The organism is Marinobacter sp. OP 3.4 (genome assembly GCF_036224885.1).
Lineage (GTDB): Bacteria > Pseudomonadota > Gammaproteobacteria > Pseudomonadales > Oleiphilaceae > Marinobacter.
Map to the genome: position 1 here is coordinate 14,512 of NZ_JAVVLT010000009.1, position 12,865 is coordinate 27,376.

The following is a 12,865-nucleotide window of genomic DNA, read 5'->3' on the forward strand; positions in this document are numbered from 1 at the left end:
GTCAGGACTCCTCGTCGGTATCGTCATCCCGACCCACCGCGGGCTTTTTGCCAACGGCCTGGTCGATCAGGCTGTCGATGTGACGGCTCTGGCCCTGCAGGGTGTCGAAGTGGAAACGGAGCTGCGGAATCACCCGCAGTTTCATGGCGCGACCGAGGTGCCCCCGGAGGAATCCGGAGGCATTGCGCAACACTTTCAGGGAGTCCTGCACCTCGCCGGACTCCTCCGTCAGTTCCTCGGTACTCAGCAGGGACACGTAGATATCGGCATAGCCGAGGTCCCGGCTGACACGCACCGCATTGATGGTCACCATGCCCACGCGGGGGTCCTTGACCTCCCGCATGATCAGATGGGACAGCTCCTTCTGGATCTGGTCACCAATGCGGTCGAGACGACTGAACTCTCTTGGCATTTATGATCCCGTGGATTCCAGCTTGCGTTCGACACGAACCCGATCAAACACCTCGATCTGGTCGCCCACCTTCACATCATAGCCCTTGACGCCGATACCACATTCCATGCCGTTGCGTACTTCCGGCACGTCGTCCTTGTAGCGACGCAGGGATTCCAGCTCACCCTCGAAAATCACCACGTTGTCACGCAGTACGCGGATCGGCTTGTTCCGGTAGACGGTACCTTCCACCACCATACAGCCGGCCACCTGGCCGAACTTCGGTGAGCGGAACACGTCCCGTACTTCGGCGATACCCACGATGTCTTCCCGGAATTCGGGCGCCAGCATGCCGGTCAGGGCCGCTTTCACGTCATCAATCAGGTTGTAGATAATGCTGTAGTAGCGAAGATCAACACCTTCCTGCTCCACCAGACGCTTGGCCGAGGTGTCGGCACGAACGTTGAAGCCAAAGACCACCGCATTGGACGCCACGGCCAGGCTGATATCGGTCTCGGCGATACCACCCACGCCAGAGGAAATGATCTTCACCTGGACCTCGTCGTTGCCCAGGTCCTGCAGCGCCTTGGAAATCGCTTCCAGGGAACCCCGGACGTCGGTCTTGAGCACCACGTTGAGGGTCTTGACCTCGTCCTTGCCCATATTCTCGAACAGGTTCTCCAGCTTGGCCGCCTGCTGACGCTGCAGCCGCTGCTCCCGCTCACGGGTCTGCCGGAACTCGGCCAGTTCCTTCGCCTTGCGCTCATCGGCCACGGCGAAGAACTCGTCACCGGCGTCCGGGGTACCGTTGAGGCCCAGGATCTCCACGGGAATGGACGGCCCCGCTTCCTTGACCTGCTTGCCGGCTTCGTCGGTCATGGCGCGGACCTTACCGTACCAGGCGCCCGCAACGACCATCTCACCCTGACGAAGCGTACCGTTCTGGACCAGAACCGTGGCGACGGAACCGCGGCCACGCTCCAGTGACGATTCCACCACCACGCCCTTGGCCGGCGCATCCTTGACGGCTTCCAGCTCAAGGATCTCGGCCTGCAGCAGTACCGCTTCAAGCAGGTTCTCGATGCCATCACCGGTATGAGCGGATACCGGCACGAACTGTACGTCGCCGCCCCACTCTTCGGGAATCACGTCCATGCCGGCCAGCTCGTTCTTGATGCGATCCGGGTCGGCCTCTTCCTTGTCCATCTTGTTGATGGCGATAACCAGTGGCACACCGGCGGAGCGGGCATGATCCACGGCTTCCTTGGTCTGCGGCATAACGCCGTCGTCGGCGGCCACCACCAGGATGACGATATCGGTACACTGGGCACCACGGGCACGCATGGCGGTAAAGGCCGCGTGGCCCGGGGTATCCAGGAAGGACACCATGCCGTGGTCGGTTTCCACATGGTAGGCGCCGATATGCTGGGTAATGCCACCGGACTCGCCCGAGGCAACCTTGGTGCGACGGATATAGTCCAGCAGTGAGGTCTTGCCATGATCAACGTGACCCATGACACTGACCACCGGCGCGCGACGGGACTTCTCACCACCGCTCTCGGCGGCGATCTCACTGATCACCTCTTCTTCGAAGGCATCCTCGCTCACGGTCTTGGGCTTGTGTCCCAGTTCCTCGGTAACCAGCACTGCGGTTTCCTGGTCCAGGGCCTGGTTGATGGTGGCCATCACACCCATACCCATCAGGGTTTTGATCACATCGGCTGCCTTGACGGCCATGCGCTGGGCGAGATCACCAACGGTAATCGTTTCGGGGATTTCGACTTCTCTGACCATTGGTTTGGTTGGCTTCTCGAAGCCATGCCTTTTCTCTTTGGGTTTCTTTTTCGCCCGCAGCGGCTTACGCAGCGTGGTGTCCTCCTCGTCTTCCGAGATGACGATGGGCTCTTCCACCGGGCGACTGCGAGGTCCGCGATGACCAGCGGACTTCTTCTTCGGCTTGCCTTCTTCCACCTCGTCGGAGCGCTCGCGGGCCTTCTCTTTCTTCTTCTTGGCCTTGCGTTCCTTGTCCTTCGCGGTTTCAGGGTCCGGCGGCGGCATCGGCATATCCTCTTCCGCTGCCGTGTTGACCGGTTTCACTGCCTTGTTGGTTTCCTCTTTCGCGTCTTCCTCGCCAACGGCAATCGGCCCGGTTTCCGGGGGCTGCTCCGGCTTGGCCGGCTCAGACTCCTGGGTGGGCTGCTCCGGTGCCGCCTCAGCGGTCGGTTGCGGCTGTGGCGCGGATTCCGCCGGCTCTTCCACCGGGGTTTCCGGCTGCTCGGGCTCCGCCTCTGGCTGCAGTTCCGTACGCTTGACGTAGGTACGACGCTTACGCACTTCCACGTTGACGGTCTTGCCGCGGTTACCACCACCGGTCTTCAGGGTCGTGGTTGTCTTCCGCTTGAGGGTTATCTTGCTCGGTTCGGCGGCGGCCTCACCGTGGTTCTTGCGCAGATACGCCAGCAACTGCTGTTTCTCATCGCTGGTCACGGAGTCATTCTCGGAACGGGCCTTGAGGCCGGCTTCCACGATCTGACGCAGCAAACGATCCACGGGAGCGCCTACATCATCGGCCAGTTGTTTAACGGTTACTTCTGCCATACTGGTCCTCCTCCCGGTTAAGCCTGGTCTTCAAACCAGGGTGCACGCGCCGTCATGATCAACTGACCAGCACGCTCTTCATCCATACCTTCGATGTCGAGCAGGTCATCAACAGACTGCTCGGCGAGGTCCTCCATGGTACGAACACCCATACCCGCGAGCTTGAACGCGAGGGTACGGTCCATACCGTCCATGCCCAGGAGGTCGTCTTCCGGTTCGTTGCCCTCCAGGGCTTCTTCACTGGCCAGGGCCTTGTTCAGCAGGACATCCTTCGCCCGGCGACGCAATTCAGTGACGGTTTCCTCATCAAAGCCTTCGATGGCAAGCATCTCCTCCATGGGGACATAGGCCACTTCCTCCAGGGAAGTGAAGCCCTCTTCGATCAGGACGCCGGAAAACTCCTCGTCCACGTCCAGGTTTTCCATAAAGTGGTTCAGCAGGCGGTTGTACTCCTGTTTCTGGCGCTCACCCGCCTCTTCTTCGGTCATCACGTTCAGCGTCCAGCCGGTGAGGTCACTGGCGAGCCGGACGTTCTGGCCGTTACGGCCGATGGCCTGGGCCAGGTTGTCCTCGGCCACGGCCACTTCCATGGTGTGACTGTCTTCGTCCATGACGATGGACGCCACTTCCGCCGGCGCCATGGCGTTGATCACCAACTGCGCCGGGTTGTCGTCCCACAGCACGATATCGACGCGCTCGCCGGCCAGTTCGTTGGACACGGCCTGGACCCGGGAACCACGCATACCGACGCAGGCCCCGACCGGGTCGATCCGGCGGTCGTTGGTCTTGACCGCAATCTTGGCGCGGGAGCCGGGATCACGGGCCGCGCCACGGATCTCGATCAGGTCCTCGGCGATTTCCGGTACCTCGATGCGGAACAGCTCGATCAGCATCTGCGGGTCGGTACGGCTGAGCATCAGCTGCGGGCCACGGTGATCGGTGCGAATGTCCTGGAGCAGGGAGCGAACCCGGTCGCCCATGCGGAAGGTCTCCCGGGGAATCAGCTGATCCCGGGGCAGCAGGGCTTCGGCGTTGTTCCCCAGGTCGATGATGACGTTATCCCGTGTCACCTTCTTGACCGTACCGGAGATCAGCTCGCCCACGCGGTCACGATAGCTGTCCACGATACGCATGCGCTCGGCTTCGCGCACCTTCTGGAAGATGATCTGCTTGGCGGCCTGGGCACCGATCCGGCCAAAGCTCTCGGACTCGGTCTTCTCTTCGTAGATATCACCGGGCTTGAGGCCGGGGTCGATCTCCTCCGCTTCCTGCAGGGTCAGTTCGGTGCCCAGTGCGGGAACGGCATCGTTGTCCACCACCAGCCAGCGGCGGAAGGTCTCGTATTCACCGGTGCGACGGTCGATGGCGACCCGGATATCCGCCTCTTCGTCCTCGAAGCGTTTCTTGGCCGCGGTTGCCAGTGCCAGCTCGATGGCCTCGAAAATGACGTCTTTCTCAACGCCCTTCTCGTTGGAAACAGCCTCAACCACCATCAGGATTTCTTTACTCATTGAAATGCCCTGCCCTTAAAATTCTCAGACTTGCAGTCACCCGGCCTTACTCGAAAACCGGCACAATGTTGGCTTTATCAATACTTTCGAACGGCAGCAGGTACTCGTGGTCATCCACCACAACCACCACGTCACCACCTTCGATGCCCTTCAGGACGCCCTGGAACCTGCGCCGACCCTCAAAGGCCATCCGCAGCCGGATATTGACCTGGTGCCCGGCCCAGTCTTCGAACTGGTCCAGATAGAACAGGGGCCGGTCCATCCCCGGTGACGACACTTCCAGGGTGTACTCGTTGGCGATCGGATCCTCGACATCCAGCACACCGCTGACCTGCCGACTCACCTTCTCGCAATCCTCGACGCTGATGCCATCCTGCGGATCATCAATAAACAGTCGCAGTAACGAGTGGCGACCCTGGGAGCGGAATTCAATCCCCCAGAGTTCGTAACCGAGCCCCTCGACCACCGGCCGGAGGATTTCCTCAAGTTTGTTCAGCTTCGCAGACAAGTCCGTTGAGACTCCTGTTGTAGGCCACCTGCCACAGGCGGCGCGGATTTTCAGGCCACAAAAACAAAAAAAGGGCTGTCTGGCAGCCCTTTCATGCACCAGGGCCCGACGCGCCAGGCCCCTTAATCAAAAAGCCCCGCCTGCTCAGACAGTCCGTGCGCCTTGCACCGGAACTACCTGCCTGTGGGGCTTTTTGTTGCAAGTAATCGCGGAAACCACAGCGGGCATTCCGCCGACAGACACCTGGCCTGTCACCACGACCTGACGGGAAAAAACCCTACGCGCCAGGCCGCTTCAATAATCGCCGGAGTATAAGGATCCGCGCGACCGTGGTCAAGGACTGACCAAAAAAAACGGCTTGGGGTACACGACTCCAAGCCGTTCCTTGTATGGTGCCGAAGGCCGGACTCGAACCGGCACGGCTTACGCCACTACCCCCTCAAGATAGCGTGTCTACCAGTTCCACCACTTCGGCAATAACTCACTCGAGCTCGGGAATGGCATCGCCATCACCGCTCTCTTCTTCGCTGAGGCTCGGGGCTGCCCCCTCCTCACTTCCACCTTCGTCAGCAGCCTGCTCCGCAGGCGCGGACTCCTGCACCTGTTCCACCACGGGAACACCGGCCTGACCGGCCACTTCGGCACGCTGCTTGGCAAAGATCGCCAGCGAAAAACTTGTCACAAAGAATACCAGCGCCAGAATACTGGTCACCCGGGTCAGGAAGCTGCCGCTGCCCTGGCTACCGAAAACCGTCTGGGAGGCACCGCCACCGAAGGCCGCGCCTGCATCAGCACCCTTGCCCTGCTGGATCAGAATCAGACCCACCAGTGCCACGGCAATCACCACGTGCACGACGACAACCAGTGTTTCCATCCAGTCCATAAATGCTCTCTGTCACCTTGCACAGCCAACAACTGGCTGCGGTATTCATATGATTCTGCCTGGTCTTATGCCTTTGCTGCCTGGCAAATCGCGATAAAATCGTTTGCTTTCAATGACGCGCCGCCTATCAGGCCGCCGTCGATATCCGGCTGGGCAAACAGCGCGCCAGCATTATCCGGTTTTACACTGCCGCCGTAAAGCAGTGACATCTCATCCGCGGCAAAACCCAGCGCCGACAGCCTTGTCCGCAAAGCCCGGTGCATGGCCTGGGCATCGTCGGCGGTCGCGGTCTTTCCGGTGCCGATTGCCCATACCGGCTCGTAGGCAATCACAATGCGCCGGGCGTCCGCCGCCGCAACACCTTTCAGGGCGACGTCAGCCTGTCGGCAGACTACCGCCTCGGCGTTACCGGCTTCGCGCTCTTCCAGGGTCTCGCCTACGCAGAGCATCACCTTCAGACCGCTCTCCAGGATCCGGGCCACTTTTTCGGCGATAACCTCGTCGGTCTCACCGAACAGCTGCCGACGCTCGGAGTGCCCGACCAGGGCATAATCACAACCGACATCCGCCGCCATACCGGCAGATACTTCACCGGTGTAGGCGCCCTCCTGCCAGCGGGCAATGTTCTGGATGCCGAGGGACAGACCGGAGCCCGATAGCTCGCTCTTCACCCCGCCCAGGAACAGCGAGGGAGGCATAATAACAACCTCGACGGCATTATCAAGCGCTACCGCAGATTCCCTGATAGCCGGCACCAGCTCCCGAACCAGCTCACTTGAGCCGTTCATCTTCCAGTTAGCTGCAACGATCTGTCTGCGCATGGCATTCCATTATCGAAGTGGCGGTACCGGGGGTCATCCAGAAACGAGCGCGAACTATACAGCAGCGAAAACGGCCGCACAAGTGCCCGCGCTCCTGGCGCCCTGTGGGCGCTCCCCCTCTCCCTGGCCCTCTCCCTCCAGGGGAGAGGGAATGTATGGCGCAGACATCGGGGGAGTTTAGCCCCTATCCCTCGACGGGTGAGGGTGGAGATGTTAACTCCGCAGCCAGACCGCCCCCACTTCCCTCCAGGGGAGAGGGAATGTATGGCGCAGACATCGGGGGAGTTTAGCCCCCCTCCCTCGACGGGTGAGGGTGGAGATGCTAACTCCGCAGCCAGACCGCCCCCACTTCCCTCCAGGGGAGAGGAAATGTATGGTGCAGACATCGGGGGAGTTTAGCCCCTCTCCCTCGACGGGAGAGGGGTTGGGGAGAGGGTGGAGCCGGCGACTCTATAGCGTGACATCACCTCACGCCCTAGAGCCTCGTACCACCTCAGCTAATTCTTCGGCAACCCGCTCAATCACACCCGCATCTTCCCCTTCCGCCATTACGCGGATCAGCGGCTCGGTTCCCGATGCCCGCAACAGGATGCGGCCCGCCGCGCCCAGGTGGTCCTCCGCCTTGCGCACCGCCTCGGCGATATCGGTACGCTCCATCGGATCGAAACGCTCGGCCACCCGCACATTGATCATGGTCTGGGGCAGCTTGGTCATGCCCTGGCGCAGCTCACCGATGGACTGATCCGCCCGCCAGCAGGCCAGCAGCACCTGGAGTGCGGAAACAATGCCATCACCGGTGGTGGTGCAGTCGCGGATCACCAGGTGGCCGGAACCTTCACCGCCCAGCAGCCAGTCCCGCTGCAGGAGACGCTCCATGACATAGCGATCCCCCACCTTAGCCCGCTCAAAGGGAATCCCCTGGTCCTGCAGGGCCAGCTCAACCCCCAGGTTGGTCATCAGGGTACCCACGACCCCGCCATGGAGGGTGCCGGATTTCTTGCGCTGGGAAGCGATCATGTAGATCAGCTCATCGCCATCAATCTCCGTGCCGTCGCGGTCCACCATCAGTACACGGTCACCATCGCCATCGAAGGCGATCCCCAGGTCCGCATGCCGGTGCAGCACGGCTTCCTTCAGGGCCTCCAGGTGCGTGGAGCCAACACCCAGGTTGATATTCAGGCCGTCCGGGTCGCCGCCGATCACGGAAACCCGCGCACCCAGCTCCCGGAACACCTTGGGCGCCACGTGATAGGTGGCACCATGGGCGCAATCCAGCACGATATGCATGCCGTCGAGCACAAACTCGTTGGGCACCGTGCTCTTGCAGAACTCCACGTAACGGCCCGGCGCATCATCCACCCGGGAGGCCTTACCCAGATCGGCGGACTCGCAGACGGTTACCGGCTGCTCCAGCCAGCGCTCGATCTCGGCCTCCAGACCATCGTCCAGCTTGGTACCGTCACCGGAGAAGAACTTGATGCCGTTGTCATAGTGGGGGTTGTGGGAAGCGCTGATCACGATACCGGCGCAGGCCCGGAAGGTCCGGGTCAGGTAGGCAATCGCCGGCGTGGGCATGGGGCCCAGCAGTTTGACATCGACGCCGGCGGCGGACAGGCCCGCCTCCAGCGCGGATTCGAACATATAGCCGGACAGCCGGGTATCCTTGCCGATGATCACGCTGTTGGGCTGGCCATCCTGCTTGAAGGCCTGACCCGCCGCCCAGCCAAGTCGCAGCATGAAATCCGGGGTGATCGGTGCCTCACCCACACGCCCACGAATTCCATCGGTGCCAAAATACCTGCGCCCCATCGGCGGCTTACTGTCCGTCATTTGTCAGCCTGCTCCTGTAATGAACTGTTTGGCCACAGAATCCACGGAAGAACACGGAAAGAAAACGTCGTGGATTCCGTGGCGAAAAATATTAATAATCCTGCGCCCGCATGGCCTCAACCACCTTCACGGCATCCACGGTTTCCCGCACGTCATGCACCCGTAACACCGATACGCCTTTCTGGGCGGATATTGTGGCGGCCGCCAGGCTAGCCGGCAAGCGCTCACCAACCTCCCTGCCGGTGATATTACCAAGCATGGTCTTTCGCGACATGCCGACCAGCAAAGGGTAACCCAGCACCCGGAGCTGCTCCAGTGCCGCTAACAGTTGCAGATTGTGCTCCAGGGTCTTGCCGAACCCGAACCCCGGGTCCAGCAGGATATTCTCCGCCTCGATTCCGGCGGCCTCGCAGGCACGGACCCGGTCCATCAGGTAGGTGGCGACGTCACGGACCACGTGGCGATAGGCCGGGTCGTCCTGCATGGTTCCGGGGGCCCCCTTCATATGCATCAGGCAGACGGGAAGCCCGGTTTCCATGGCCGCTTCGACGGCCCCTGCCCGCTCCAGGGCCCGGACATCGTTAATCAGGCCCGCGCCCAGGCGGGCGGCCTCGCGCATGACCGACGGGGTACTGGTATCCACCGATATAACGGTATCGACCTCCCGGGCGATGGCCTCCACCACCGGGCACACCCGATCCAGCTCCTCCTGCTCCGACACGGGCTCGGCGCCGGGGCGGGTCGACTCGCCACCCACGTCCACGAAGGCGGCGCCGTCCGCCACCATCTGCCTGGCACGCTGTACGGCCAGGTCCACTGTGTTATAGCGCCCGCCATCGGAGAAGGAGTCCGGGGTGACATTCACAATACCCATGACATGGGTACGCCCCATGTCCAGCTCACGTCCCGCAAACGTCATTCGCATTGCAAACCTGCCTGACAAAGAATGTTCGGAAAGGGAAGTTAGGGGAAACCATATACCAGAGGCAAACAAAAACGCCGCCCTTGCAGGCGGCGCTTCGGGCTACAGCCTCAGGCTGCGGCAATCAGTGCTCACCGGCCGGTTGGCCAGAGGCATCGCTGTCTCGACCATCATCGTCGGACAGGGTACCGGTTTCCGGCTGATCGATGGTCACACCACCACCGGGCCGTCCGTCGTCCCAACCCTTGGGCGGGCGGGGCGTGCGACCGTCCATGATGTCGTCGATCTGGAAACGGTCGATGGTTTCATATTTCATCAGCGCTTCCGCCATCATGTCCAGCTTGTCACGGTTCTCGACCAGGATCTCCCGGGCCTTCTCGTAGCAGGTATCGATGATATTGCGCACTTCCTCATCAATACGCTGGGCGGTCTCCGGCGAATAAACGGTATGGCTCTGACCCGCGCTGCGGCCCAGGAAGGGCTCCTCGCTTTCAGTGTCATACTGCAGCGGCCCCAACTTCTCGGACAGGCCCCACTTGGTGACCATATTGCGGGCCAGTTGCGTAGCCCGCTCGATGTCGTTGGAGGCACCGGTAGTTACACCCTCGAAGCCAAGGGTCAGTTCCTCGGCAATACGACCGCCGAACAGGCTGCAGATGGAACTGATCAGGAAGCGTTTGGAGTGACTGTACTTGTCCTCTTCCGGCAGGAACATGGTCACACCCAGGGCCCGACCACGGGGAATGATGCTCACCTTGTAGACCGGATCATGCTCAGGCATCAGCCGACCGACGATGGCGTGGCCCGATTCATGGTACGCCGTATTGAGCTTTTCCTTCTCGTTCATGACCATGGACTTGCGCTCGGCGCCCATCATGATCTTGTCCTTGGCCAGCTCCAGCTCTTCCATGGTCACCAGACGCTGGTTACGGCGCGCGGCGAACAGGGCGGCCTCGTTGACCAGGTTGGCCAGGTCGGCGCCGGAAAAGCCCGGGGTACCACGGGCAATCACAACCGGATCGATACCATCGGCCAGGGGCACCTTCTTGAGGTGTACCTTGAGGATCTGCTCACGACCGATGATATCGGGCAGGCTCACCACTACCTGACGGTCGAAGCGCCCCGGGCGCAGCAGCGCGGGATCCAGCACGTCCGGACGGTTGGTGGCGGCAATGACGATAACGCCTTCGTTACCCTCGAAGCCGTCCATTTCCACCAGCAGCTGGTTCAGGGTCTGCTCACGCTCGTCGTGACCACCACCCATGCCAGCGCCACGATGACGGCCAACGGCGTCGATCTCGTCGATAAAGATGATGCAGGGGCTCTGCTTCTTGGCCTGCTCGAACATGTCACGTACCCGGGAGGCACCCACACCCACGAACATTTCCACGAAATCGGAGCCGGAAATGGTGAAGAACGGCACCTTGGCTTCACCGGCGATCGCCTTGGCGAGCAGGGTCTTACCGGTACCCGGCGGGCCCACCATCAGCACACCCTTGGGAATACGACCACCAAGACGCTGGAACTTGCTGGGATCCCGCAGGAAATCCACCAGCTCCTTGACGTCTTCCTTGGCTTCATCGCAGCCGGCCACGTCACCGAACGTGGTCTTGACCTGGTCCTCGCTCATCAGGCGGGCCTTGGACTTGCCAAAGGACATGGGGCCCTTGCCGCCACCGCCACCCTGCATCTGTCGCATGAAGAACACGAACAGGGCAATGATAATGAGGATCGGGAAGGCCGCCACCAGCAACTGCGTCCACAGGCTCTGGCGCTCCGGCTCCTTACCGATGATCTCCACGTTGTTCTGGAACAGGTCATCCATCAGACGGTTGTCCGGAATTGGCGGACGCACCGTCTCGAACCGGGAGCCATCGCTCTCCTGCCCCTGGATGTTCAGCCCATCAATGGTGACCTGGCGCACCTGGCCATTCTCCACCATCTGGACGAATTCGGTATAGTTGACCTGCTGACCTGTGGTGGTCGGAGAGAAATTCTGGAACACCATCAGCAGTACGGCTGCAATAATCAGCCACAAAACCAGATTTTTAGCCATATCGTTCAAGGATCGTCACCTGTGAATTGCAGGATAACCGGAGTGCGCACCCTCGGCCGCCTGTTACCCGTAACCTTACACTAATTGTACGCCCGACCACCAGAAACCGCTCATCCGCGAAAACCCCTGCACACCTGGTAGATTTCCCTCGAACGGGCACGGGAAGAATCCGGCTTGCGACTGACGACGGATGAGAAAGACTGCTTCATATCCGCCAGCAATGCATCAAACCCCTCTCCCTGGAACACCTTGGTGACCAGGGCGCCTCCGGGACGCAGCACCTGCTGCGCCATATCCAGCGCCAACTCCACCAGCGCCATGGCCCGGGGAATATCCGTGGCGGGATTACCACTCATGTTGGGGGCCATATCTGAAATCACAATGTCTACCGGGCGTCCATCCAGTACGGCCATGAGTTCGTCGAATACCGATTGCTCGGTAAAATCCCCCTGCACGAAGGCCACACCGGCCACCGGATCCATGGGCAGGATGTCGCTGGCAACGACAACACCCTGGCCCCCCACCTTTTCAACCGCCACCTGAGTCCACCCACCGGGCGCGGCACCCAGATCAACCACGGTCTGGCCCGGCCGGAACAGCCGATCCTTGCGATCCAGCTCAATCAGCTTATAGCTGGCCCGGGAGCGGTAGCCATCCTGCTGTGACTTTCTGACCCAAACGTCGTCAAAATGTTCCTTCAGCCAGCGATCACTGGATTTCGAGCGTGCCAACGTGCCTCCCGGATAAAACTGTACGTGCAATCGCCCATCCAACCGACAGGCTTCTCTGTTATCATGCCGCGATTATACGGTCTGGCGAGCGTAATTTCTCCCAACCGTCGCCGCATTCGCCCTACTATCTTTTAATAGCACCGATCAAGAGATTTCATCATGAGCCTTTCCGCCGCCCAGCGTCGCGAATACCGAGCCATTGCCCACAACCTGAAACCGATCATCATTATAGGCGACAAGGGCCTGTCAGAGGGCCTGATGCAGGAACTGGACCGGGCGCTGGACGACCACGAACTGATCAAGGTCAAGGTGGCCAGCACCGACCGGGAAGTCCGCAGTGACGTCATTAACGAGCTTTGCCAGCAGTCCGGCGCCGAGCTGGTCCAGACCATCGGAAAGATCGCGGTTGTGCTGCGCCGTGCAAAGCAGCCAAACCCGAAGCTGAGCAATCTATCGAAGTAGTCACGACGGTATCCTCGCAAGCCCCCAGCCCGCCCTCTCCCACCCAGCGGAGAGGGAAAGACAACGCCCTCCCTTTAAAAGCGACACGTACCAAATCCCACCCAATCCCCAAAAACCCGCTATCCATCACGTTTCAATGGCGCTAGGATACG

11 protein-coding genes and 1 tRNA gene are annotated in these 12,865 nt (G+C 60.9%); 1 reads left to right on the forward strand and 11 read right to left on the reverse strand.

Features of this window, described 5'->3' with window-relative positions:
• Window position 1 precedes the first annotated feature (1 nt).
• The 11 genes from rbfA to rlmE all read right to left on the reverse strand — a co-directional run bounded on the left by rbfA (window position 2) and on the right by rlmE (window position 12,251).
• Window positions 2-412: a 30S ribosome-binding factor RbfA gene (gene rbfA, locus RO069_RS01245; protein ID WP_328184777.1), complete on the reverse strand. Its 411-nt coding sequence runs from the start codon at window positions 410-412 to the stop codon at window positions 2-4.
• The gene (gene infB / locus RO069_RS01250; RefSeq protein WP_328184779.1) at window positions 413-2,989 is read right to left on the reverse strand and encodes a translation initiation factor IF-2; all 2,577 of its coding nucleotides are present in this window, start codon (window positions 2,987-2,989) and stop codon (window positions 413-415) included.
• Window positions 2,990-3,006: 17 nt separating this feature from the next.
• Complete coding sequence (nusA, locus tag RO069_RS01255) at window positions 3,007-4,500, reverse strand: transcription termination factor NusA (RefSeq protein ID WP_328184781.1); 1,494 nt, start codon at window positions 4,498-4,500, stop codon at window positions 3,007-3,009.
• 46 nt (window positions 4,501-4,546) lie between these two features.
• Window positions 4,547-5,008 carry a ribosome maturation factor RimP gene (gene rimP, locus RO069_RS01260; RefSeq protein WP_328184783.1) on the reverse strand — a complete coding sequence of 154 codons (462 nt, stop codon included), beginning with the start codon at window positions 5,006-5,008 and terminating at the stop codon, window positions 4,547-4,549.
• A 390-nt stretch (window positions 5,009-5,398) separates the two neighbouring features.
• Window positions 5,399-5,483 (reverse strand) — tRNA-Leu (locus RO069_RS01265).
• A 6-nt stretch (window positions 5,484-5,489) separates the two neighbouring features.
• Window positions 5,490-5,891 (reverse strand): preprotein translocase subunit SecG, encoded by a 402-nt coding sequence (gene secG / locus RO069_RS01270; protein ID WP_328184784.1) that lies wholly within the window; start codon window positions 5,889-5,891, stop codon window positions 5,490-5,492.
• 65 nt (window positions 5,892-5,956) lie between these two features.
• Window positions 5,957-6,712: a triose-phosphate isomerase gene (gene tpiA / locus RO069_RS01275; RefSeq protein WP_328184786.1), complete on the reverse strand. Its 756-nt coding sequence runs from the start codon at window positions 6,710-6,712 to the stop codon at window positions 5,957-5,959.
• A 468-nt stretch (window positions 6,713-7,180) separates the two neighbouring features.
• Window positions 7,181-8,521, reverse strand: a complete 1,341-nt coding sequence (gene glmM / locus RO069_RS01280; protein ID WP_328184870.1) for a phosphoglucosamine mutase — start codon at window positions 8,519-8,521, stop codon at window positions 7,181-7,183.
• A gap of 112 nt (window positions 8,522-8,633) precedes the next feature.
• The gene (gene folP / locus RO069_RS01285; protein WP_328184788.1) at window positions 8,634-9,467 is read right to left on the reverse strand and encodes a dihydropteroate synthase; all 834 of its coding nucleotides are present in this window, start codon (window positions 9,465-9,467) and stop codon (window positions 8,634-8,636) included.
• Between the two features lie 121 nt (window positions 9,468-9,588).
• On the reverse strand, window positions 9,589-11,529 hold the full coding sequence (gene ftsH / locus RO069_RS01290; RefSeq protein ID WP_328184790.1) for an ATP-dependent zinc metalloprotease FtsH: 1,941 nt from the start codon (window positions 11,527-11,529) through the stop codon (window positions 9,589-9,591).
• Window positions 11,530-11,630: 101 nt separating this feature from the next.
• The gene (rlmE, locus tag RO069_RS01295; protein WP_328184791.1) at window positions 11,631-12,251 is read right to left on the reverse strand and encodes a 23S rRNA (uridine(2552)-2'-O)-methyltransferase RlmE; all 621 of its coding nucleotides are present in this window, start codon (window positions 12,249-12,251) and stop codon (window positions 11,631-11,633) included.
• Between the two features lie 159 nt (window positions 12,252-12,410).
• On the opposite strand from rlmE, the gene yhbY reads away from it, so the two are divergent.
• Entirely contained in the window at window positions 12,411-12,713 is a 303-nt protein-coding gene (gene yhbY, locus RO069_RS01300) for a ribosome assembly RNA-binding protein YhbY (RefSeq protein ID WP_328184793.1), read from the forward strand.
• The last annotated feature ends 152 nt before the right edge of the window (window positions 12,714-12,865 follow it).